Raw genomic sequence first — 22,296 nt, forward strand, 5'->3', positions numbered from 1 at the left:
GCCGCCTGCGCGCGCGGCGAACCGGTTGCGCGCGCAACGAACCTCACTCTGACGGCGGAAGCGATGGAAATCTTTGGCATTCCGTTGCCGGCGATGCTGAGCCAGCTGTTGCTCGGGCTCGTCAACGGCTCGTTCTACGCGATCCTGAGCCTCGGGCTCGCGGTGATATTCGGGCTGCTCAACGTGATCAACTTCGCGCACGGCGCGCTGTTCATGCTGGGCGCGATGCTCGCATGGATGGGGCTGTCGTATTTCGGGCTGCCCTACTGGGCGATGCTCGTGATCGCGCCGGTGCTCGTCGGCGTGTTCGGCGTCGTCGTCGAGCGCTCGATGCTGCGCTGGCTGTACAAGCTCGACCACCTGTACGGGCTGCTGCTGACGTTCGGCCTGACGCTCGTCGTCGAGGGCGTGTTCCGCTCGATCTACGGCGCGTCCGGGCAGCCGTACGACGTGCCGTCGCAGCTCGCCGGCGCGACCAATCTCGGCTTCATGTTCCTGCCGAACTATCGCGCGTGGGTCGTCGTCGCGTCGCTCGCGGTATGTCTCGCGACCTGGTTCGTGATCGAGAAGACGCGCCTGGGCGCGTACCTGCGCGCGGGCACCGAGAATCCGAAGCTCGTCGAGGCGTTCGGCGTGAACGTGCCGATGATGATCACGCTCACCTACGGCTTCGGCGTCGCGCTCGCCGCGTTCGCGGGCGTGCTGGCCGCGCCGGTGATCCAGGTGTCGCCGCTGATGGGCCAGCCGATGATCATCACCGTGTTCGCGGTGGTCGTGATCGGCGGGATGGGCTCGATCCTCGGCTCGATCCTCACCGGCCTGATGCTCGGCGTGATCGAGGGCTTCACGCGGGTGTTCTATCCGGAGGCGTCGGCCACCGTCGTGTTCGTGATCATGGCGATCGTGCTGCTGATCCGTCCGGCGGGCCTCTTCGGCAAGGAAAGATGATGCAGAGAAAAGTGCTCTACGGCGTGCTGCTCGCCGCACTGCTCGTCGCGCCGTTCGCCGGCGCGTATCCGGTGTTCGTGATGAAGGTGCTCGCGTTCGCGCTGTTCGCGGCCGCGTTCAACCTGCTGATCGGCTATACGGGGCTGCTGTCGTTCGGCCACGCGATGTTCCTCGCGACCGCCGGCTACCTGACCGGCTACGCGCTGCAGACGCTCGGCTTCACGCCCGAGCTCGGCGTGCTCGCGGGCACCGCGGCCGCGACGCTGCTCGGCCTCGTGGTCGGCCTGTTCGCGATCCGCCGGCAGGGGATCTACTTCGCGATGATCACGCTCGCGTTCGCGCAGATGATCTACTTCATCTACCTGCAGGCGCCGTTCACGCACGGCGAGGACGGCCTGCAGGGCGTGCCGCGCGGCCGGCTGTTCGGCGTGCTCGACCTGTCGTCGGACCTGGTGCTCTATTACGTCGTGCTCGCGATCATCGTCGCGGCCTGCGCGTTCATCGTGCGAATCGTGCATTCGCCGTTCGGCCAGGTGCTCGTCGCCATCAAGGAGAACGAAGCGCGCGCGGTCTCGCTCGGCTACGACACCGACCGCTTCAAGCTGCTTGCGTTCGTCCTGTCGGCCGGGCTCGCGGGGCTGGCCGGCTCGCTGAAGGTGCTCGTGCTCGGCTTCGAGACGCTTTCCGACGCGTACTGGACGATGTCGGGCCTCGTCGTGCTGATGACGCTCGTCGGCGGGATGGGCACGCTGTTCGGCCCGCTGCTCGGCGCCGCGCTGATCGTTTCGCTCGAGGACCGGCTCGGCGACATCGGCGAATGGCTCGCGTCGCTGACCGGCATCGGCTGGTTCCACTCGCTCGGCGAATCGGCGACGATCGTGACCGGGCTGATCTTCATCGCGTGCGTGCTCGCGTTCCGGCGCGGCATCGTCGGCGAAATGATCGCGCGGTACAAACCGCTTAAAGCCTCGTGACGCGTTGATGCGAAGCACCATCGGGCACCGGTTCCGGACCGCGCCCAGGCGCGCTCCGGCAGGCGCTGGGCGGCAGTCTGGTGCCCCATTTTCGTGCGGCGATGCACCATAGGGGTAAATGCTAAGTTGCCGCAGTGTGAAAGGTCCTTTAATCTTCGTCTCAGTTCTGATGCACCGCGAAACGAATTTTGCAGGTGGAGAACGAGGAGACAATCGAGGCACAAAGTGCCCGGACCCAAAGCGCTGTTGGACGGAATCCAACAGCGCTTTTTCATTTGCGCGTACAACTTTCTTTCCGCCGATCGCGCAGCAGCCGGCTTCGCATGCTGCCCATGCTGTCATTTCATGCGTTCGGCGCGGCTGTCTTTCTCACCGTTTCCCGACAATGGATTGCTGCAAGCGCTTCGGGCTTACCCGGTTGGCGCACGCAGGACGCGTCCGCTACACTCGCCTTTCGCCGACCAATCGGTCGGGAATTCAGTCGGCAGTTCTCCTACAAGCAGAATCCAGAAAGCGGAGTGCGGGTTGATGAGAAGCGCAGCGCGCATCAGCGTCCGGTGCACACGCCGTGCATTGCGCCGGCATCACAGCGGACAGAGTCCGTTTCGCGATCGATTTCCACCTGGTTATCCCGGTTATTCCCTGCGACGAGCCTGCCCGGCGGCGTCACGGGAAAACGAGCGTAGGCGCGGCCATGCGGGATAGTTAAATTATTAACTTGTTTGAGTCGAGACCGGGCGCCGCCCGAGCGCCCCGAGGATTTTTCGAGCAGCGTTTGGAGAATTGAAATGAACGCGTCCCACCCGAGGCAGTGAAAGCAGAGGAAGTGGGTGGATCCTCACGGGCCGACGGCATCGAAGTGCCCAGGTGGAAAATGCAAGCATTTCCCGGCAACCGGAGGATCCACGATGAACAGTATGGCCGTAGGCGTAGATATCGCCAAGCAGGTTTTCCAGGTGCATTACGTCGATCAGGAAAGCGGAGAGATCGTGAACAAGCCGATCAAGCGGGCAAAGTTTCTGGAGCACTTCGCCAACCGTGCGCGGTGCCTGATCGGAATGGAGGCGTGTGGTGGCGCGCACCACTGGGCCCGTCAATTGACGAAGCTGGGTCACGAGGTGAGGCTGATGCCGGCGCAGTTCGTGAAAGCGTTCAACATTCGCAACAAGAACGATGCGGCGGACGCGCGGGCGATTTGGCTGGCGGTGCAGCAGCCGGGCAAGCCGGTGGCGGTGAAGAGCGAGATGCAGCAGGCGATGTTGGCGCTGCACCGCATGCGTGAGCAGTTGGTGAAGTTCCGCACGATGCAGAGCAACGGACTGCGCGGTTTGCTGACGGAATACGGCGAGGTGATGAGCAAGGGCCGGGCGAAGCTGGACAAGGAAATACCGGCCGTGCTTGGCCGGATCACCGAGCGCTTGCCGGCGGCGCTGATCGAGACGTTGCGCGAGCAGTGGAACGGGTTGGCGAGGCTGGACGAGCAGATTGCCGAAATCGAGCGCCGGATGCGCGACTGGAAGAAGGAAGAGCGGGCCGTAAAGGCGATCAGCGAGATACCCGGCGTCGGGTTGCTCACGGCCACGGCGGCGGTGGCGATGATGGGCGATCCGAAAGCGTTCAGCTCGGGGCGAGAGTTCGCGGCATGGGCCGGATTAGTGCCCAAGCAGACCGGCTCGGGCGGCAAGGTGAACCTGCACGGAATCAGCAGGAGAGGCGACACATATTTGCGCACGCTGCTGATCCATGGTGCGCGAAGCGTGTTGACGCATGCGAAGGAGCCCGGCCCGTGGGTCGAGCAGATGAAGAAGCGGCGGCCGATGAATGTGGTGATCGTCGCGCTAGCGAACAAGATGGCGCGCACGATCTGGGCGGTACTGGCCCATGACCGGCCGTATCAGAAGGACTACTTGAGCGTGAAACCGGTCTGAACGGCTCAGGCGAGGTAGAAGACCAACGTTTAACACAGGGTGAACGTCGAAAGGTTGCGCAGCAATCGAGTGTGATGACAAGTCAGGTAGGACCGGGACTTGCTAAACCTGAATCACGTGACGAGCTTCGAGCTCGCCAGGAGAATGAGGGGCGAGTCAGCGGATTTCATAGAGGCCCGCAGCGGCAGGATCGGCTGCAACAAGGCCGGATATAGAGCTGCAGCCATCCTGTCTGTCTGAACATTCGAAAACTGTTGCAAACGGGACGCGTTCATATAGACACGTGATGAAAATGAATCGATGGATGGAGGCCGTGCTCGCCGCGGGCCTCGTGTGCGCGGCGGCGACGGCGTCGGCGCAGGTGAAGATCGGCGTCACGCTGTCGGCCACCGGGCCGGCCGCGTCGCTCGGCATCCCGGAAAAGAACACGATCGCGCTGCTGCCGAAGGAAATCGCGGGCAAGAGCGTGCAGTACATCGTGCTCGACGACGCATCCGACACGAGCCGCGCGGTGCAGAACGTGCGCAAGCTGATCGACGAGGACCACGTCGACGCGATCATCGGCTCGTCGGTCACGCCGAACTCGCTCGCGATGCTCGATCCGGTGTCGCAGGGCAAGACCCCGGCGATCTCGCTCGCCGCGAGCGCACAGATCATCGCGCCGATGGACGCGAAGCGCGCGTGGATGTTCAAGGTGCCGCAGAACGATCGCCTGATGGCCGACGCGATCGCGGGCTACATGGCGAAGCACGGCGTGAAGACGGTCGGCTTCATCGGCTTCGCGGACGCGTACGGCGACAGCTGGTACAGCACGTTCAGCGCGGCGGCCGCCGCGAACGGGCTCAAGATCGTGTCGAACGAGCGCTACAACCGCACCGACGCATCGGTGATGGGCCAGGTGCTGAAGCTGGCCAGCGCGAATCCCGACGCGGTGCTGATCGCCGGCTCCGGCACGCCGGCGGCATTGCCCGCGAAGACGCTGAAGGAGCGAGGCTACAAGGGCAAGGTGTACCAGACCCACGGCGTCGCGAACAACGACTTCCTGCGCGTGTGCGGCAAGGACTGCGAAGGCGAGATCCTGCCGGCCGGCCCGGTGCTCGTCACCGACCAGTTGCCCGATTCGAACCCGGTGAAGAAGCCGTCGCAGGCATACAAGGCGGCTTACGAGAAGGCGTACGGCGCGGGATCGGTGTCGACGTTCGGCGGCCATGCGTGGGACGCGGGGCAACTGCTGCAGCGCGCGATTCCCGATGCGCTGAAGAAGGGCCAGCCTGGCACCGAGGCATTCCGTGAAGCGCTGCGCGCGGCGCTCGAGAACGTGAAGGACCTGCCGGTGTCGCACGGCGTGATCAACACGACGCCGGCCGATCACAACGGCTTCGATACGCGGGCGCGCGTGATGGTGCAGATCGTCGACGGCAAGTGGAAGCTGCAGGCCGACTGAGTTCCACGTGAATGACGACGGCGCGTGCGGGCGGCAGGACGCCGCGCGCGCCGTCGGCCGGCGCTCGCCGTTTCCCCGCAGCCTTCTCGACACACGAAACGTATGGATTTCTCGATTGCGGCGATCCTCGCGCAAGACGGCATCACGACCGGCGCCATCTATGCATTGCTGTCGCTGGCGCTCGTGCTGGTGTTTTCCGTCACGCGGGTGGTCTTCATTCCCCAGGGCGAGTTCGTCGCCTACGGCGCGCTGACGCTTGCCGCGTTGCAGGCGCAGAAGTTTCCCGCCACCTGCTGGCTGCTGTTCGTGATGGGCATCGCGTGCTTCGTGCTCGAAGTCGGCGGCCTGATCCGGCATCGCGCACGTCGTCATCAGCTCGGCCGCACGCTGACGACGCTCGGCAGCCGCTACGTGCTGCTGCCGCTCGCGGTGTTCGCGCTCACGCGCAGCTATGCCGCGCAGCCGCTGCCGATGCTCGCGCAGATCGCGCTGACGCTCGCGATCGTGGTGCCGATGGGGCCGTTCGTCTACCGGCTCGTCTACCAGCCGGTGGCCGAGGCGACGACGCTGCTGCTGCTGATCGTGTCGGTCGCGCTCCATTTCGCGATGGTGGGCCTCGGGCTCGTGATGTTCGGCGCGGAGGGCTCGCGGACCGGCGCGTTCTCCGATGCGTCGCTGTCGGTCGGCAGCCTGACGATCTCGCTGCAGAGCGTGCTGGTGGTCGTCACGGCGCTGGTGCTGATCGCGGCGCTCTACGTGTACTTCGGCCGCACGATCGCCGGCAAGGCGCTGCGCGCGACGTCGGTGAACCGGCTCGGCGCGCGGCTCGTCGGCATCGGCACGACGGAAGCGGGGCGGCTCGCCTTCACGCTCGCGGCGGGGCTCGGCGTGCTGTCGGGCATCCTCGTCGGGCCGTTGACGACGATCTACTACGACTCCGGCTTCCTGATCGGCCTGAAGGGCTTCGTCGGCGCGATCATCGGCGGGCTCGTCAGCTATCCGCTCGCGGCGGCCGGCTCGCTGCTCGTCGGCGTGCTCGAATCGTATTCGTCGTTCTGGGCGAGCGCGTACAAGGAGGTGATCGTGTTCACGCTGATCATTCCGGTGCTGCTGTGGCGCAGCTTCGCGACGCCGCACGCGGAAGAGGACGAGGAGTGACGCGATGAAGAAGATCGTGCGCAACAAGACGTTCTGGCTGTTTCTCGTGGTGCTGTTTGCGCTGCCGGTGCTGCCCGGCGTGCTGCGGGTGCCCGAATACTGGATCACGCTGCTGAACTACATCGGCCTGTACGCGATCGTCGCGATCGGGCTCGTGCTGCTGACGGGCGTCGGCGGGATGACGAGCTTCGGGCAGGCGGCCTTCGTCGGCATCGGCGCGTACGCGACCGCGTACCTGACGACGCGCTGCGGCGTGTCGCCATGGCTCGGGCTGATCGCCGGCGTCGTGCTGACGGCGCTCGTCGCGCTCGTGCTGGGCGCGGTGACGATGCGGCTGTCCGGGCATTTCCTGCCGCTCGGCACGATCGCGTGGGGCCTCGCGCTGTTCTACCTGTTCGGCAACCTCGAGCTGCTCGGCAAGTACGACGGGATCAACGGCATTCCGGCGCTGCACCTGTTCGGTGTCGTGCTGGACAGCGGACGCAGCCTGTATTTCCTGATCTGGGCGGTCGTGCTCGCGGCGATCGTGTCGGTGCAGAACCTGCTGAACAGCCGGCCGGGCCGCGCGATCCGCGCGCTGCGCGGCGGCGGCGTGATGGCCGAGGCGATGGGCGTGAACACCGCATGGATGCGCGTCGTGATCTTCGTCTACGCGGCGGTGCTCGCAGCGGTTTCCGGCTTCCTGTACGCGCACCTGCAGCGCGCGGTGAACCCGACGCCGTTCGGCTTGAACCACGGGATCGAATTCCTGTTCATGGCGGTGGTCGGCGGCGTCGCGCATGTGTGGGGCGCGGTGCTCGGCGCGGCGATCCTCACCGTGCTGCAGGACTACCTGCAGACGCTGCTGCCGAAGCTGCTCGGTTCGGAAGGCAACTTCGAGATCATCGTGTTCGGCGTGCTGATGGTGCTGCTGCTGCAGTACGCGCGGCAGGGCGTGTGGCCGTTCGTCGCGAGGCTGTTTCCACGTGGAACGCGCGCGCGCGTGCCGCACGACGCCGATTCTTTGCCGCAGCGCAGCAGGCCGGCGACGGGCGAGGCGCTGCTGGTCGTCGACAACGCGCGCAAGCAGTTCGGCGGGCTGGTGGCCGTCAACGACGTCAGCTTCGAGGTCAACGCGGGACAGATCATCGGCCTGATCGGCCCGAACGGCGCCGGCAAGTCGACGACGTTCAATCTCGTGACGGGCGTGCTGCGGCCGACCGGCGGCGCGATCACGTTCCGCGGCGAGCGGATCGACGGCCTGACGTCGCGCGAGATCGTCCGGCGCGGCATCGGCCGCACGTTCCAGCACGTGAAGCTGCTGCCGGGGATGACGGTGCTCGAGAACGTCGCGCTCGGCGCGCATCTGCGCGGCACGACGGGCGTCTGGCGCAGCGTCATGCGGCTCAATGCCCGCGAGGAGGCGCGGTTGCTGGCCGAAGCGGCGCGCCAGATCCGCCGCGTCGGGCTCGAAACGCATATGTACGACGAAGCGGGGAGCCTTGCGCTCGGCCAGCAGCGGATCCTCGAAATTGCCCGCGCGCTGTGCTGCGACCCGACGCTGCTGCTGCTCGACGAGCCGGCCGCCGGGCTGCGCTACAAGGAGAAGCAGCAGCTGGCGGATCTGTTGCGGCGGCTGAAATCGGAAGGGATGAGCGTGCTGCTCGTCGAGCACGACATGGATTTCGTGATGAATCTCACCGATCGGCTGGTGGTGATGGAGTTCGGCACGCGGATCGCGGAAGGGCTGCCGCAGGACGTGCAGCAGGATCCGGCGGTGCTCGAAGCGTACCTGGGCGGGGTGGAATGATGGCGGACGCGATGCCGATTCTCGACGTGCATGGGCTCTCGGTCCGATACGGCAAGGTGGAGGCGCTGCACGGCGCGGCGATCAAGGTCGGCGCGGGGCAGATCGTCAGCGTGATCGGGCCCAATGGGGCCGGCAAATCGACGCTGCTGAACGCGATCATGGGCGCGTTGCCGGTCACCGGCCACGCGTCGGGCGCGGTCGTCTATCGCGGCACCGACATCGGCGCGCTGCCGGTCGAGCAGCGGGTGGCGCGCGGCATGTGCCTCGTGCCGGAAAAGCGCGAGCTGTTCGGCACGATGTCGGTCGAGGACAACCTCGTGCTCGGCGCATACCGTCGCAAGCAGGCGGGCGAAGCGAGCTTCCTCGACCAGCTCGATCATGTGTTCGCGCTGTTTCCCCGGCTGAAGGAGCGGCGTAACCAGGCGGCCGGCACGCTGTCCGGCGGCGAACGGCAGATGCTCGCAGTGGGGCGGGCGCTGATGGGCAAGCCCGATCTGCTGATGCTCGACGAACCGAGCCTCGGCCTTGCGCCGCTGATCGTGAAGGAGATTTTTCATATCATCAGCGCGCTGCGCGGCACCGGTGTCGCGACGCTGCTGATCGAGCAGAACGCGCGGGCGGCGCTGCAGATTTCCGACTACGGCTATGTGCTCGAGACCGGCGAGTTCGCGCTGGAAGGGCCGGCGGCCGAGCTTGCACAGAATCCGCGCGTGATCGAAACGTACCTCGGGTTGGCGAAGAAGACGGCTTGAACGGTGGGTTCGGCGGAAAGCGGGCGGCGTGTTTCACGTGAAACACGCCGCTTTTGTTTGAGTCGGGACGCAAGACTCGACGGCCACAGCGTTGGGATAAGTGCCACGCAAACGGCCCGAAATTCTGTGCGTGCGCTATGCGGAACACGGCCGGACGGCACAGATTCGCCGATCGACCAGCGGAAAACCGGCGAAATGAACGGACCCTACCATTCGGACGGTCTTCGGGTGAAAAGCGAACCCGCTATAATTCGGCCCATACATTTCTCAGATAGGTTCGTGCGCAGTCCTGCGTGCGGAATCCACCATGCTTTTTCCCACAGAATTTGACGTCATCGTCGTCGGTGGCGGTCATGCCGGCACGGAAGCCGCGCTCGCGTCCGCCCGTATGGGCGTGAAGACGCTGCTGCTGACGCACAACATCGAAACGCTTGGGCAGATGAGCTGCAATCCGTCGATCGGCGGTATTGGCAAGGGGCATCTGGTCAAGGAAGTCGACGCGCTGGGCGGCGCCATGGCTGCCGCGACGGACGAGAGCGGCATCCAGTTCCGTATTCTCAATTCGTCGAAAGGGCCGGCCGTGCGTGCGACGCGCGCCCAGGCCGACCGCATCCTGTACAAGGCGGCGATTCGTCACCGCCTCGAGAACCAGCCCAATCTGTGGCTGTTCCAGCAGGCGGTCGACGACCTGATGGTCGAAGGGGACCGTGTGGTGGGGGCCGTGACGCAGATCGGCATCCGTTTCCGCGCCCGCGCGGTGGTGCTGACCGCCGGGACCTTCCTCGACGGCAAGATCCACGTCGGCCTGAACAACTACACGGGCGGCCGCGCCGGCGATCCGGCGGCCGTGACGCTGTCGTCGCGCCTGAAGGAGCTGAAGCTTCCGCAAGGGCGGCTGAAGACCGGTACGCCGCCACGCATCGACGGCCGCACGATCGACTTCTCGAAGCTGGAAGAGCAGCCCGGCGATCTGGACCCGATTCCGGTGTTCTCGTTCCTGGGCCGCGCGGAGCAGCATCCGCAGCAGCTGCCGTGCTGGGTCACGCACACGAACGAGCGCACGCACGACATCATCCGCGGCGGTCTCGATCGCTCGCCGATGTATACAGGCGTGATCGAAGGCGTCGGGCCGCGCTACTGCCCGTCGATCGAGGACAAGATCCATCGTTTCGCGTCCAAGGAATCGCATCAGATCTTCCTGGAGCCCGAAGGGCTGACGACCAACGAGTTCTACCCGAACGGGATCTCGACGAGCCTGCCGTTCGACGTCCAGCTCGAGCTCGTGCACTCGATGCGCGGCCTCGAACAGGCCCACATCCTGCGCCCGGGCTACGCGATCGAGTACGACTACTTCGATCCGCGCGCGCTGAAGGCATCGCTTGAAACCAAGGCGATCAACGGGCTGTTCTTTGCGGGCCAGATCAACGGGACGACGGGCTACGAGGAAGCGGCGGCTCAAGGGCTGCTGGCCGGCGTCAACGCGGGCTTGTACGTGCAGGAGAAGGATGCATGGTGCCCGCGTCGCGACCAGGCGTATCTGGGCGTGCTGGTTGACGATCTGGTGACGCGCGGCGTCGCCGAGCCGTACCGTATGTTCACGAGCCGGGCCGAATACCGTCTGAGCCTGCGTGAAGACAATGCGGACATGCGCCTGACCGAGATCGGCCGCGAACTGGGCCTGGTGGACGACGTGCGCTGGGATGCGTTCTGCCGGAAGCGCGACGCTGTTTCACGTGAAACCGAGCGCCTGAAGTCGACGTGGGTCACGCCGAAGACGCTGCCGGCCGACGAAGCCACGGCGCTGCTCGGCAAGGCAATCGACCACGAATACAGCCTCGCCGAACTGCTGCGCCGCCCGGGCATCAGTTACGACGGCGTGTGCAGCCTGAAGGGTGGCGAATGCGGCCCGGCGGAGCCGCTGGCCGACGATCCGGTGCTGCTCGAGCAGATCAAGGAGCAGGTCGAGATCGGCATCAAATATCAGGGCTATATCGAGCGTCAGGCGAACGAGATCGAGCGCAACGACGCGAACGAAAACACCCGCTTGCCGGAAGGCATCGACTACCGCGAAGTGCGTGGCCTGTCGTTCGAAGTGAGTCAGAAGCTGAATCAGTTCCGGCCGGAAACGATCGGCCAGGCGTCGCGCATTTCGGGCGTCACGCCGGCGGCGATTTCGCTGCTGATGGTGCACCTGAAGCGCCGCGGCCTGGGTCGCCGCAACGGCAATGCCGCCGAGGCAGTGGAGCAGGGGGGCGGCAGCGTCCCGACGCAGCAATGACGGCGCGTCGCGCGCCGGCGCTCAATCGGGATGGCCTGGAGAGGATGCTCGTCGAGGGTGCGCATGCACTCGACGTCGCGCTGACGGATGCGCAGCGGAATCAGCTGCTCGACTATGTCGCGCTGCTCGGGAAGTGGAACGCGGTCTACAACCTGACCGCGATTCGCGATCCGCAGCAGATGCTGATTCAGCACATCCTCGATTCGCTTTCGATCGTTCCTCATTTGCGTGGCCGCGCGTCGGCACGCGTGCTCGACGTTGGGTCGGGCGGCGGGTTGCCGGGCATCGTGCTGGCGATCGTGCTGCCGGACTGGCAGATCACGCTGAACGATATCGTCCAGAAGAAGTCTGCATTCCAGACGCAAACCCGTGCCGAGCTGAAACTCGCGAACCTGTCGGTCGTGACCGGGCGCGTGGAAACGCTGCAGCCGGGCGTCGAAGTGCCGGAAAAATTCGACGTAATCGTATCGCGCGCTTTCGCGGATCTATCCGACTTCGTTAAACTTGCTCGACATCTGGTCGCGCCTAGTGGATCGATTTGGGCGATGAAGGGCGTGCATCCGGATGACGAGATTGCACGGCTGCCCGACGGCAGCCACGTGAAGCAGACCATTCGGCTGGCGGTGCCGATGCTCGATGCCGAACGGCATCTGATCGAAGTCGCCGTCGACGAAGCGAATTGACGGCGCGCTGTCGGCGCGCCGATTGTTTGAAGTTAGAAGGACACACCAACGATGGCAAAGATCTTCTGCGTTGCGAACCAGAAGGGGGGCGTCGGCAAGACGACGACAACGGTCAATCTCGCCGCGAGCCTTGCAGCGCAGGAGCAACGTGTCCTGCTGATCGATCTCGACCCGCAAGGCAACGCGACGATGGGTAGCGGGATCGACAAGGCGGGCGTCGAGTCGACCGTGTACGAGGTGCTGGTCGACGGCGTCACGGTTGCCGATGCGCGCGTGCGCCCCGAAGCGGTGACGTACGACGTGCTGCCGGCGAACCGCGAACTGTCCGGCGCCGAAATCGAGCTGATCGGCATCGACAATCGTGAGCGCCGGTTGAAGGCGGCGCTCGAGCGCGTGGCCGACGATTACGACTTCGTGCTGATCGATTGTCCGCCGACGCTGTCGCTGCTGACGCTGAACGGCCTGTGCGCGGCGCACGGCGTCGTGATTCCGATGCAGTGCGAGTACTTCGCACTCGAGGGCCTGTCGGATCTCGTCAATACGATCAAGCAGGTGCATGCGAACATGAACCGCGACCTGAAGATCATCGGCTTGCTGCGGGTGATGTTCGATCCGCGCATCACGCTGCAGCAGCAGGTTTCCGACCAATTGAAGGCGCACTTCGGCGACAAGGTGTTCGACGTGGTGATTCCGCGCAACGTTCGCCTCGCGGAAGCGCCGAGCTACGGGTTGCCGGGCGTCGTGTTCGACCGCGGCTCGCGCGGTGCGCAGGCCTATCTCCAGTTCGGCGCCGAGATGATCGAGCGCGTGCGCGCATTCGATGCGTGATCCGGACATGAGCGAAGCGAGGAAGAAAGACATGAACGCGGTGCCGAAGAAGAAAGGGTTGGGTCGTGGCCTCGAAGCGCTGCTCGGCGGCAGTGCCGACATCACCGAAGCGGTGAAGATCGAGGGCGCGCCGAACACGCTCGCGCTTGCGAAGCTGCAGGCCGGCAAGTACCAGCCGCGGACGCGAATGGACGAGGGCAGCTTGCAGGAACTGGCGGCGAGCATCCGCGCGCAAGGCGTGATGCAGCCGATCCTGGTTCGCCCCATTTCGTCAGACAAATACGAGATCATCGCGGGCGAGCGGCGTTTCCGCGCCGCGCGTCTCGCCGGCCTCGAAGAGGTGCCGGTGCTCGTGAAGGATGTGTCCGATCAAGCCGCCGCCGCGATGGCGCTGATCGAGAACATCCAGCGCGAAGACCTGAATCCGCTGGAAGAGGCGCACGGCATCCAGCGCCTGCTCGACGAATTCCATTTCACGCACGAGCAGGCCGCCGAGTCGGTCGGCCGTTCACGCAGCGCGGTGTCGAACCTGCTGCGCCTGCTGAATCTCGCGGCGCCGGTGCAGACGATGCTGCTCGCCGGCGATCTCGACATGGGCCATGCGCGCGCGCTGCTGGCGGTCGATGCGGCAACGCAGATCACGCTTGCGCACCAGGTCGTGAACAAGCGCATGTCGGTGCGCGAAACCGAGAAGCTCGTCACGCAGACGACGAAGGAAGCGCCGGCCGTGAAGGCACGCGCGAAGGACGACGGCGGCCGCGACACGCGCCGTCTCGAAGAGGAGTTGTCCGACCTGCTGGCGTCGACGGTGAAGATCAAGCTCGGCCGGCGCGGGCGAGGGCAGGTGATGATCGATTTCGGCAACCTCGATGCGCTCGAGGGCATCCTCGCGCGCTTGCGCGGCAACGTGACGGCGGAAGAGTAACGGGGTGTCGCCGATGGACAGCGCGGGCGCGTGGGCGCCGCGCCGGTGGCTCGGCTGGCTCTCGCAGGAGCCGGTGCTGGCCGTGCTGGTCGCCGGCTTCATCCTGCTGCAATGGATGCGCCCGCAACCATTCGGAGTGCTGGTCGATCGCGTCGACTGGCAGACGGTCGCGACGCTTGCCGGCCTGCTGATGCTGACGAAGGCGCTCGAGTTGTCCGGGTGCCTGATGTGGCTGGCGCATCGCATCGTGCATCACGTGCATTCCGAGCGCGCGCTCGCGATGCTGCTCGTCGGGTTCTCCGCCGCGCTCGCGATGTGGCTCACCAACGACGTCGCGCTGTTCGTCGTCGTGCCGTTGATGGTGTCGCTGCGCGCATTGACGCCGCTGCCGTTCCGGCGGCTCGTGATCGTCGTTGCGCTGGCCGTCAACGCGGGGTCGGTCGCGACGCCGCTCGGCAATCCGCAGAACCTGTTCCTGTGGCAGTTGAGCGGCGTGTCGTTCAGCCGCTTCGTGCTCACGCTCGGGCCGCTTGCGATTGCGTTGATGATCCTGCTGCTCGCGGTGACGGCTTGTGCGTTTCGTGCGAAGCCGCTCGACCTGTCCGCCGATGTCGTCGCGTTGCCGGTGCAGCGCATGCAGGCACTCGTCGCGGCGGCCCTGTTCGCCGCGTTCGTGCTGCTTGCCGATGCGCATCATGCGCTGCACGGCCTGATCGCCGTTGCCATCGTGCTGGCGGTCGTGCGGCGCGACGCGGTGTTGAGGATCGACTGGCTGCTGTTGCTGATCTTCGTGCTGATGTTCGTCGTGCTGCGCACCGCGGCTGCGCTGCCGACGATACATGACGCGATCGCGCATGCGCGTCTCGATACGCCGCTGCGCGTGTTCGCGGCGGGCGCGATGTTGTCGCAGGGGATCAGCAACGTGCCTGCCGCGATCCTGCTGTCGGAGTTCACGCGGGACTGGCGCGCGCTTGCGTTCGGGGTATCCGTCGGCGGCTTCGGCGTCGCGATCGGCTCGCTCGCGAACCTGATCGCGGTGCGGCTCGCGAAGGAGCCGCGCATGTGGCTGCCGTTTCACCTCGTGTCGATTCCGTTTGCGATCGCAAGCGCTGTGCTCGGCGGATGGCTGCTCGTTCACGGCTGAGTCGCACAGTACGTTCCTACGCAGCGATGCATCGAAAGCGGGGCGCCCACAGCGACTCATCCGCGACGTCACATCCACAACGATTCATCCACAGCGGCCCATCAGCCGCGCGATACACCATCGCCGGCCCGTCCGGTTCGCGACTTTCTTCGCACACGAAATACCGTGCAAACAATTGTCCTTACAACTGTCATCGTACCTCGTGGATTCGCGCGTTTTTCACATCATGAGGCGTCGTTTTACGCAGGTTTTTGTCGCGTCTAAAGCCTTGAATCACCTGCAACTATCGCTTACAATCGCCCGGATTTGTTAGCTAGGCGCCCCTGAAAGCTTTCGGAAAGCTTGGGGCCGGATTCAGGGATTTTGCGGAAGACTGCGATGGCGGGTCAGGCGCCGAAAGGTAGGCACGATGATCACCGCGCGCAACGCACCGCTTCAGCGGCCGGCGAGCGGCGCGAATCTCCCGGCGACGACTGGGATGCCGAGCTGCAAGACGACAACATCGTTCCGCTCACGCGGGCAGAAGCCGAGAAGCTGTTCGGCCCGAACGTGAGTCGGCCCTCGCGCATGACCCCCTACAAGGTGGTGATCGCGCAAGTGGCCTTGTCCCTGGTTGCAACGCTGGCGTGGTGGCTGTTTTCGAAGTCGCCGGGCGCCGCTGCGCAATCCGCGTTTCTGGGCGGAGCGATCGGCTGGGTGCCGAGTGCGTTGTTCGTGGCACGACTGAAGGCAGGTGGCTCGGCCACCGTGATGAGCTGGGTGGCAGGCGAAGCCCTCAAGCTCGGTGTGACGATCGGGATGTTCGCCGCAGTGGCGTTCGGCTATCCCGGCGTGCACTGGGTGCCGCTCCTCGTCACGTACCTCGTCGTGCTGAAGACGTACTGGATCGCACTGGCCTGGCGGTAAGGAACAAGCAGCGCGCGGTTTCGACATGAAAACGCGCCGGCCCGTTCCCGCAATAGCGTATTGCGGAATCGGGCAAACGATTTTCGACAATTTGGGTGGCATTAACGATATGGCAGCTAGCGAAGGCACGCGCGGTCCGGATCCGTCCGAGTACATTGCGCACCACTTGCAGAATTTCTCCACCTCGCATCAGACGTCGATTTTCGACATTCATGTCTGGAATCTCGACACGCTGTTCTGGTCGATCGTGTGTGGCGTCGTCACCATCCTCGTGCTGCGGCTGGCTGCCCGCAAGGCGACGTCCGGCGTGCCAGGCCGCTTCCAATGCGCGATCGAGATGCTCGTCGAGATGGTCGAAGACCAGTCGAAGGCGATCGTCCACGGCAACCGCACCTTCATCGCTCCGCTCGCACTGACCGTGTTCGTGTGGGTCGCGCTGATGAACGCCCTCGACTTCCTCCCCGTCGACCTGCCGGGCCGCGTGATCGGCCTGCTGGGCCTGTCGGGCATCATTTCCCACCATCGCATCGTTCCGACGGCCGACCTGAACGGCACCCTCGGCATCGCGCTCGGCGTGTTCGTCCTGATGATCTACTACAGCATCAAGATCAAGGGCGCGGGCGGCTTCGTGCATGAACTGCTGTCGGCGCCGTTCGGCGCGCACCCGGCGCTGTGGATCCCGAACCTCGCGCTCAACATCGTCGAATTCGTCGCGAAGACCGTCTCGCTCGGCATGCGGTTGTTCGGCAACATGTACGCGGGTGAGCTGGTGTTCCTGCTGATCGCCCTGCTCGGCAGCATGTGGAGCTTCGGCGGTGACGCAACGTTCCTCGGCTTCATTGGTCACGTGATCGCGGGCAGCGTCTGGGCAATCTTCCACATCCTGATTGTTCTGTTGCAGGCATTCATTTTCATGATGCTGACGCTGGTGTATCTCGGCCAGGCGCACGACAAGCACTAAGCGCGGCGTGCAAAAAAGAGTCTTCGTTTTAGTTTTTTAAATCTCAGTTCCAAGTCTTTTCACAAAGGAGTGATCATGCAAGCTTTCATCGCCAACATCCAGGGTCTGACCGCCATCGGTATCGGCATCATCATCGGCCTGGGTGCGATCGGCGCCTGTATCGGTATCGCGCTGATGGGTGGCAAGTACATCGAAGCATGCGCACGTCAGCCGGAACTCATCAACCCGCTGCAAACGAAGATGTTCCTGCTGGCTGGTCTGATCGACGCGGCGTTCCTGATCGGTGTTGGTGTCGCAATGCTGTTCGCGTTCGCGAACCCGCTCCTGTCGAAGCTCGCAGGCTAAGGTTCCTCGGAAATATGCGCCCGGCGTGAGCCGGCGCAGGGCGGAACGGAGACTTGGGGCGCTGATCGAATGCAACTCGATGAGCGCCTTACCGTTTCATTTTTCCGGAATAGCAGATAAGGAAACACCGTGAATCTCAACGCAACTCTGTTTGCGCAAATGGTCGTGTTCCTGGTCCTCGCGTGGTTCACGATGAAATTCGTGTGGCCGCCGTTGATCAACGCCCTCGACGAGCGCGCGAAGAAGATCGCCGACGGCCTCGCCGCCGCGGAAAAGGGCAAGGCGGAACTCGACGCAGCGCACAAGCGCGTGGACCAGGAACTCGCGCAGGCCCGCAATGACGGCCAGCAGCGCATCGCCGACGCCGAAAAGCGTGCCCAGGCGGTCGCCGAGGAAATCAAGGCCAATGCCCAGGCTGAAGCCGCCCGCATCGTCGCCCAGGCGAAAGCGGAAGCAGAACAGCAAATCGTGAAGGCGCGCGAAGCGCTGCGTGGCGAAGTCGCCACGCTGGCCGTGAAGGGCGCCGAGCAGATCCTGAAGCGCGAAGTCGATCAAACGGCCCACGCCCAACTGCTGAATCAACTGAAAGCCGAGCTCTGATCATGGCCGAACTTGCAACCATCGCCCGCCCTTACGCAGAAGCGCTGTTCCGCGTGGCCGAGGGGGGTGACATCGCCGCCTGGTCCACGCTCGTGCAAGAGCTGGCCCAGGTTGCGCATCTGCCCGAAGTGCTCTCCGTGGCGTCGAATCCGAAGGTGACCCGCGCGCAAGTGGCCGAGCTGCTGCTTGCCGCGGCGAAGTCGCCGCTCGCGACGTCCGCCGAGGCGAAGAACTTCGTGCAGATGCTGGTCGACAATCATCGCATCGCGCTGCTGCCGGAAATCGCCGTGCAGTTCGACGCGCTCAAGAACGAGCGCGAAGGCGCCGCCGACGCAACGATCGTCAGCGCATTCCCGCTGAACGGTACGGACCTCGAAGGTCTCGTCGCGAGCCTCGAGCGCAAGTTCAAGCGCAAGCTGAAGCCGACGGTCGAAGTCGATTCGTCGCTGATCGGCGGCGTGCGCGTGACGGTCGGCGACGAAGTGCTCGACTCTTCGGTTCGCGCGCGCCTTGCTTCGATGCAGGCTGCCTTGACCGCCTGAGCGCCACGCCGGCACGCAACAGAATTGACTATCAGGAGCGAATAATGCAACTCAATCCCTCTGAGATCAGCGAGCTGATCAAGAGCCGGATCCAGGGCCTTGAAGCGAGCGCAGACGTTCGCAACCAGGGCACCGTGATCTCCGTGACCGACGGTATCGTGCGCATCCACGGCCTGTCGGACGTGATGCAGGGCGAAATGCTCGAGTTCCCGGGCAACACGTTCGGCCTCGCGCTGAACCTCGAGCGCGACTCGGTCGGCGCGGTGATTCTCGGCGAATACGAACACATCTCGGAAGGCGACATCGTCAAGACGACGGGCCGCATTCTCGAAGTCCCGGTTGGCCCGGAACTCGTCGGCCGCGTGGTCGACGCGCTCGGCAACCCGATCGACGGCAAGGGCCCGGTCAACGCGAAGCTGACCGACGCAATCGAAAAGATCGCCCCGGGCGTGATCTGGCGCAAGTCGGTGTCGCAGCCGGTGCAGACCGGCCTGAAGTCGATCGACTCGATGGTGCCGATCGGCCGTGGCCAGCGTGAGCTGATCATCGGCGACCGTCAGTGCGGCAAGACCGCGGTGGCGCTCGACACGATCATCAACCAGAAGGGCAAGGACCTGATCTGTATCTACGTCGCGATCGGCCAGAAGGCTTCGTCGATCATGAACGTGGTGCGCAAGCTCGAAGAAACCGGCGCGCTCGAATACACGATCGTCGTCGCCGCTTCGGCATCGGATTCCGCCGCCATGCAGTACCTCGCGCCGTACGCGGGCTGCACGATGGGCGAATACTTCCGCGATCGCGGCCAGGACGCGCTGATCATTTACGACGACTTGACCAAGCAGGCTTGGGCATACCGTCAGATCTCGCTGCTGCTGCGCCGCCCGCCGGGCCGTGAAGCATACCCGGGCGACGTGTTCTATCTGCACTCGCGTCTGCTCGAGCGCGCGGCTCGCGTGTCGGAAGAGTACGTCGAGAAGTTCACGAACGGCGAAGTGAAGGGCAAGAGCGGCTCGCTGACGGCACTGCCGGTCATCGAAACGCAAGCGGGCGACGTGACCGCGTTCGTTCCGACGAACGTGATCTCGATCACCGACGGCCAGATCTTCCTGGAAACCGACCTGTTCAACGCGGGCATCCGTCCGGCAATCAACGCCGGCGTGTCGGTGTCGCGAGTCGGTGGCGCCGCGCAGACGAAGGTCGTGAAGAAGCTGTCGGGCGGTATCCGTACCGACCTCGCGCAGTACCGTGAGCTCGCAGCGTTCGCGCAGTTCGCGTCGGACCTCGACGAAGCGACCCGCAAGCAGCTCGAGCGCGGCCGCCGCGTGACGGAACTGCTGAAGCAGCCGCAGTACCAGCCGCTTCAGGTGTGGGAACTGGCCGTGTCGCTGTACGCCGCGAACAACGGCTACTTCGACGACCTCGACGTCAAGCAAGTGCTGCCGTTCGAGAAGGGCCTGCGCGAATTCCTGAAGACCAGCCACGCTGACCTCATCAAGCGCATCGAAGACACCAAGGACCTCTCGAAGGACGACGAAGGCGCGCTGCGCGCGGCGATCGAATCCTTCAAGAAGTCGGGTGCCTATTGATCCGCGCGTGAACACTGAAGCCGCGCGGGCCGCTTGACGCGCCCGCGCCGCTTCGGTCAAGGAGCAAGCTATGGCTGGAATGAAGGAAATTCGCGGCAAGATCAAGAGCGTGCAGAACACGCGCAAGATCACGAAGGCGATGGAGATGGTGGCCGCATCGAAGATGCGCCGCGCGCAGGAACGCATGCGCGCCGCTCGTCCGTATGCGGACAAGGTCCGCGCCATCGCCGCGCACATGAGCCGCGCGAACCCGGAGTACCGCCACCCGTTCATGGTGGCGAACGAAGGCGCGAAGACGGCCGGCATCATCCTCGTCACGACGGACAAGGGTCTGTGCGGCGGTCTGAACACCAACGTGCTGCGCGCGACGGTGCAGAAGTTCAAGGAGCTGGAAGAGAAGGGCCAGAAGGTCGAAGCCACCGCGATCGGCGGCAAGGGCCTCGGGTTCCTGAACCGCTTCGGCGCGAAGGTGATGTCGCAGGTCGTGCACCTCGGCGACACCCCGCACCTCGACAAGCTGATCGGCGCGGTGAAGACGCAGCTCGACCTGTACTCGGAAGGCAAGCTGTCGGCGGTTTATCTCGCGTACACGCGCTTCGTCAACACGATGAAGCAGGAAGCGGTGATCGAGCAGCTGCTGCCGCTGTCGTCGGAGCACTTCGAGGCGAATGACGGCACGCCGGCCACGTCGTGGGACTACATCTACGAGCCGGATGCGCAGGCTGTCGTCGACGAGCTGCTGGTGCGCTACGTCGAGGCGCTGGTGTACCAGGCCGTCGCGGAAAACATGGCGTCGGAGCAATCGGCGCGGATGGTCGCGATGAAGGCTGCGTCGGACAACGCGAAGACCGTGATCAGCGAGCTGCAGCTGGTGTACAACAAGAGCCGTCAGGCCGCGATCACGAAGGAACTGTCGGAGATCGTCGGCGGCGCCGCAGCTGTTTAAGCGCGAGCCGCCAGACCACCCGAAACTGCGCCTTTGCGCGAGTAAAGAATCAGGTATTTAAAGGAAAAGCGATGAGTACTGCTGCTTTGGTAGAAGGCAAGATCGTACAGTGCATCGGCGCCGTTATCGACGTGGAATTCCCGCGCGAAAGCATGCCGAAGATTTACGACGCGCTCATTCTGGAAGGCTCGGAACTGACGCTCGAAGTCCAGCAGCAGCTGGGCGACGGCGTGGTCCGCACCATCTGTCTGGGTGCATCCGACGGCCTGCGCCGCGGTCTGACGGTGAAGAACACGAACAAGCCGATCTCGGTGCCGGTCGGCAAGCCGACCCTCGGCCGGATCATGGACGTGCTCGGCCGCCCGATCGACGAGGCTGGCCCGATCGAGAGCGAACACACCCGCTCGATCCACCAGAAGGCGCCGGCGTTCGACGAACTGTCGCCGTCGACCGAACTGCTCGAAACGGGCATCAAGGTCATCGACCTGATCTGCCCGTTCGCAAAGGGCGGCAAGGTCGGTCTGTTCGGCGGTGCGGGCGTGGGCAAGACCGTCAACATGATGGAGCTCATCAACAACATCGCGAAGGAGCACGGCGGTTACTCCGTGTTCGCGGGCGTGGGCGAGCGTACCCGTGAAGGGAACGACTTCTACCACGAAATGAAGGACTCGAACGTTCTCGACAAGGTCGCGCTGGTGTACGGCCAGATGAACGAGCCGCCGGGCAACCGTCTGCGCGTCGCGCTGACCGGCCTGACGATGGCCGAGCACTTCCGTGACGAAGGCCTCGACGTGCTGTTCTTCGTCGACAACATCTACCGTTTCACGCTGGCCGGTACCGAAGTGTCGGCACTGCTCGGCCGTATGCCGTCGGCAGTGGGCTATCAGCCGACGCTGGCTGAAGAAATGGGCAAGCTGCAGGAACGCATCACGTCGACCAAGAAGGGCTCGATTACGTCGGTCCAGGCCGTGTACGTCCCTGCGGACGACTTGACCGACCCGTCGCCGGCTACGACCTTCGGCCACCTGGACGCAACCGTCGTTCTGTCGCGTGACATCGCTTCGCTGGGCATCTACCCGGCGGTCGACCCGCTCGACTCGACGTCGCGCCAGATCGACCCGAACGTGATCGGCGAAGAGCACTACACGATCACCCGCCGCGTTCAGCAGACGCTGCAGCGCTACAAGGAACTGCGCGACATCATCGCGATTCTGGGCATGGACGAACTGTCGCCGGAAGACAAGCTGTCGGTCGCACGTGCGCGTAAGATCCAGCGTTTCCTGTCGCAGCCGTTCCACGTCGCTGAAGTGTTCACGGGCTCGCCGGGCAAGTACGTGCCGCTGAAGGAAACGATCCGCGGCTTCAAGATGATCGTCGACGGCGAGTGCGATCACCTGCCGGAGCAGGCGTTCTACATGGTCGGCACGATCGACGAAGCCTTCGAGAAGGCCAAGAAGATCCAGTAAAGGTCGGGTGTAACGCAGCGGGCGCCCGTGCGTCCGCGATGGCTGCCGTGCAGGTGGCTTTTCGCGGACGGGCGCCCACGTAACACGCTCAAC

Annotated in this window: 20 protein-coding genes; all 20 read left to right on the forward strand. The window is 64.6% G+C overall.

Features of this window, described 5'->3' with window-relative positions:
• Positions 1-63: 63 nt before the first annotated feature.
• The 20 genes from KY49_RS22640 to atpD all read left to right on the forward strand — a co-directional run bounded on the left by KY49_RS22640 (position 64) and on the right by atpD (position 22,203).
• Positions 64-948 carry a branched-chain amino acid ABC transporter permease gene (locus KY49_RS22640; protein WP_010093122.1) on the forward strand — a complete coding sequence of 295 codons (885 nt, stop codon included), beginning with the start codon at positions 64-66 and terminating at the stop codon, positions 946-948.
• On the forward strand, positions 948-1,922 hold the full coding sequence (locus KY49_RS22645; protein ID WP_042586926.1) for a branched-chain amino acid ABC transporter permease: 975 nt from the start codon (positions 948-950) through the stop codon (positions 1,920-1,922). Before KY49_RS22640 ends, KY49_RS22645 begins: the two co-directional genes overlap by 1 nt.
• Before the next feature lie 908 nt (positions 1,923-2,830).
• Positions 2,831-3,850, forward strand: coding sequence for an IS110 family transposase (locus KY49_RS22650; RefSeq protein ID WP_042585031.1), 1,020 nt, complete (start codon positions 2,831-2,833; stop codon positions 3,848-3,850).
• A gap of 286 nt (positions 3,851-4,136) precedes the next feature.
• The gene (locus tag KY49_RS22655; RefSeq protein ID WP_042586695.1) at positions 4,137-5,294 is read left to right on the forward strand and encodes an ABC transporter substrate-binding protein; all 1,158 of its coding nucleotides are present in this window, start codon (positions 4,137-4,139) and stop codon (positions 5,292-5,294) included.
• Between the two features lie 102 nt (positions 5,295-5,396).
• Positions 5,397-6,452 carry a branched-chain amino acid ABC transporter permease gene (locus KY49_RS22660; protein WP_042586696.1) on the forward strand — a complete coding sequence of 352 codons (1,056 nt, stop codon included), beginning with the start codon at positions 5,397-5,399 and terminating at the stop codon, positions 6,450-6,452.
• A gap of 4 nt (positions 6,453-6,456) precedes the next feature.
• Positions 6,457-8,241: a branched-chain amino acid ABC transporter ATP-binding protein/permease gene (locus KY49_RS22665; RefSeq protein ID WP_052495762.1), complete on the forward strand. Its 1,785-nt coding sequence runs from the start codon at positions 6,457-6,459 to the stop codon at positions 8,239-8,241.
• A complete protein-coding gene (locus KY49_RS22670) occupies positions 8,238-8,993 on the forward strand; it encodes an ABC transporter ATP-binding protein (protein WP_042586697.1) in 756 nt (251 codons plus the stop codon). The genes KY49_RS22665 and KY49_RS22670 overlap by 4 nt, the downstream gene beginning before the upstream one ends.
• A 307-nt stretch (positions 8,994-9,300) precedes the next feature.
• Entirely contained in the window at positions 9,301-11,271 is a 1,971-nt protein-coding gene (gene mnmG, locus KY49_RS22675; RefSeq protein WP_042586698.1) for a tRNA uridine-5-carboxymethylaminomethyl(34) synthesis enzyme MnmG, read from the forward strand.
• Positions 11,268-11,954, forward strand: a complete 687-nt coding sequence (gene rsmG / locus KY49_RS22680) for a 16S rRNA (guanine(527)-N(7))-methyltransferase RsmG (RefSeq protein WP_042586699.1) — start codon at positions 11,268-11,270, stop codon at positions 11,952-11,954. The genes mnmG and rsmG overlap by 4 nt, the downstream gene beginning before the upstream one ends.
• Positions 11,955-12,005: 51 nt before the next feature.
• Positions 12,006-12,782 carry a ParA family protein gene (locus KY49_RS22685; RefSeq protein ID WP_010093111.1) on the forward strand — a complete coding sequence of 259 codons (777 nt, stop codon included), beginning with the start codon at positions 12,006-12,008 and terminating at the stop codon, positions 12,780-12,782.
• A 31-nt stretch (positions 12,783-12,813) separates the two neighbouring features.
• Positions 12,814-13,707, forward strand: a complete 894-nt coding sequence (locus tag KY49_RS22690; RefSeq protein WP_042586928.1) for a ParB/RepB/Spo0J family partition protein — start codon at positions 12,814-12,816, stop codon at positions 13,705-13,707.
• Positions 13,708-13,720: 13 nt separating this feature from the next.
• A complete protein-coding gene (locus tag KY49_RS22695; protein ID WP_042586700.1) occupies positions 13,721-14,851 on the forward strand; it encodes an SLC13 family permease in 1,131 nt (376 codons plus the stop codon).
• A 378-nt stretch (positions 14,852-15,229) separates the two neighbouring features.
• Positions 15,230-15,757 (forward strand): ATP synthase subunit I, encoded by a 528-nt coding sequence (locus KY49_RS22700; protein ID WP_042586701.1) that lies wholly within the window; start codon positions 15,230-15,232, stop codon positions 15,755-15,757.
• 109 nt (positions 15,758-15,866) lie between these two features.
• Positions 15,867-16,718 carry a F0F1 ATP synthase subunit A gene (gene atpB / locus KY49_RS22705; RefSeq protein WP_042586702.1) on the forward strand — a complete coding sequence of 284 codons (852 nt, stop codon included), beginning with the start codon at positions 15,867-15,869 and terminating at the stop codon, positions 16,716-16,718.
• A gap of 75 nt (positions 16,719-16,793) precedes the next feature.
• The gene (gene atpE / locus KY49_RS22710; RefSeq protein WP_004195828.1) at positions 16,794-17,063 is read left to right on the forward strand and encodes a F0F1 ATP synthase subunit C; all 270 of its coding nucleotides are present in this window, start codon (positions 16,794-16,796) and stop codon (positions 17,061-17,063) included.
• Positions 17,064-17,192: 129 nt separating this feature from the next.
• Positions 17,193-17,663, forward strand: coding sequence for a F0F1 ATP synthase subunit B (locus KY49_RS22715; RefSeq protein ID WP_010093101.1), 471 nt, complete (start codon positions 17,193-17,195; stop codon positions 17,661-17,663).
• A 2-nt stretch (positions 17,664-17,665) separates the two neighbouring features.
• Positions 17,666-18,205, forward strand: a complete 540-nt coding sequence (locus KY49_RS22720; protein WP_042586703.1) for a F0F1 ATP synthase subunit delta — start codon at positions 17,666-17,668, stop codon at positions 18,203-18,205.
• Between the two features lie 44 nt (positions 18,206-18,249).
• The gene (gene atpA / locus KY49_RS22725; protein ID WP_042586704.1) at positions 18,250-19,791 is read left to right on the forward strand and encodes a F0F1 ATP synthase subunit alpha; all 1,542 of its coding nucleotides are present in this window, start codon (positions 18,250-18,252) and stop codon (positions 19,789-19,791) included.
• A gap of 70 nt (positions 19,792-19,861) precedes the next feature.
• On the forward strand, positions 19,862-20,737 hold the full coding sequence (atpG, locus tag KY49_RS22730) for a F0F1 ATP synthase subunit gamma (protein ID WP_010093096.1): 876 nt from the start codon (positions 19,862-19,864) through the stop codon (positions 20,735-20,737).
• 71 nt (positions 20,738-20,808) lie between these two features.
• A complete protein-coding gene (gene atpD / locus KY49_RS22735; protein WP_029226648.1) occupies positions 20,809-22,203 on the forward strand; it encodes a F0F1 ATP synthase subunit beta in 1,395 nt (464 codons plus the stop codon).
• Positions 22,204-22,296 lie beyond the last annotated feature (93 nt).

Origin of the sequence: Burkholderia sp. MSHR3999 (assembly GCF_000833595.1) — a bacterium.
GTDB lineage: Bacteria > Pseudomonadota > Gammaproteobacteria > Burkholderiales > Burkholderiaceae > Burkholderia > Burkholderia ubonensis.

Excerpts from the sequence above, each read along its gene's own strand:
- KY49_RS22640 (WP_010093122.1), top strand. The coding sequence starts at position 64 with ATGGAAATCTTTGGCATTCCGTTGCCGGCGATGCTGAGCCAGCTGTTG.
- KY49_RS22645 (WP_042586926.1), top strand. The coding sequence starts at position 948 with ATGCAGAGAAAAGTGCTCTACGGCGTGCTGCTCGCCGCACTGCTCGTC.
- KY49_RS22650 (WP_042585031.1), top strand. The coding sequence starts at position 2,831 with ATGAACAGTATGGCCGTAGGCGTAGATATCGCCAAGCAGGTTTTCCAG.
- KY49_RS22655 (WP_042586695.1), top strand. The coding sequence starts at position 4,137 with ATGAAAATGAATCGATGGATGGAGGCCGTGCTCGCCGCGGGCCTCGTG.
- KY49_RS22660 (WP_042586696.1), top strand. The coding sequence starts at position 5,397 with ATGGATTTCTCGATTGCGGCGATCCTCGCGCAAGACGGCATCACGACC.
- KY49_RS22665 (WP_052495762.1), top strand. The coding sequence starts at position 6,457 with ATGAAGAAGATCGTGCGCAACAAGACGTTCTGGCTGTTTCTCGTGGTG.
- KY49_RS22670 (WP_042586697.1), top strand. The coding sequence starts at position 8,238 with ATGATGGCGGACGCGATGCCGATTCTCGACGTGCATGGGCTCTCGGTC.
- mnmG (WP_042586698.1), top strand. The coding sequence starts at position 9,301 with ATGCTTTTTCCCACAGAATTTGACGTCATCGTCGTCGGTGGCGGTCAT.
- rsmG (WP_042586699.1), top strand. The coding sequence starts at position 11,268 with ATGACGGCGCGTCGCGCGCCGGCGCTCAATCGGGATGGCCTGGAGAGG.
- KY49_RS22685 (WP_010093111.1), top strand. The coding sequence starts at position 12,006 with ATGGCAAAGATCTTCTGCGTTGCGAACCAGAAGGGGGGCGTCGGCAAG.
- KY49_RS22690 (WP_042586928.1), top strand. The coding sequence starts at position 12,814 with ATGAACGCGGTGCCGAAGAAGAAAGGGTTGGGTCGTGGCCTCGAAGCG.
- KY49_RS22695 (WP_042586700.1), top strand. The coding sequence starts at position 13,721 with ATGGACAGCGCGGGCGCGTGGGCGCCGCGCCGGTGGCTCGGCTGGCTC.
- KY49_RS22700 (WP_042586701.1), top strand. The coding sequence starts at position 15,230 with ATGGCGGGTCAGGCGCCGAAAGGTAGGCACGATGATCACCGCGCGCAA.
- atpB (WP_042586702.1), top strand. The coding sequence starts at position 15,867 with ATGGCAGCTAGCGAAGGCACGCGCGGTCCGGATCCGTCCGAGTACATT.
- atpE (WP_004195828.1), top strand. The coding sequence starts at position 16,794 with ATGCAAGCTTTCATCGCCAACATCCAGGGTCTGACCGCCATCGGTATC.
- KY49_RS22720 (WP_042586703.1), top strand. The coding sequence starts at position 17,666 with ATGGCCGAACTTGCAACCATCGCCCGCCCTTACGCAGAAGCGCTGTTC.
- atpA (WP_042586704.1), top strand. The coding sequence starts at position 18,250 with ATGCAACTCAATCCCTCTGAGATCAGCGAGCTGATCAAGAGCCGGATC.
- atpG (WP_010093096.1), top strand. The coding sequence starts at position 19,862 with ATGGCTGGAATGAAGGAAATTCGCGGCAAGATCAAGAGCGTGCAGAAC.
- atpD (WP_029226648.1), top strand. The coding sequence starts at position 20,809 with ATGAGTACTGCTGCTTTGGTAGAAGGCAAGATCGTACAGTGCATCGGC.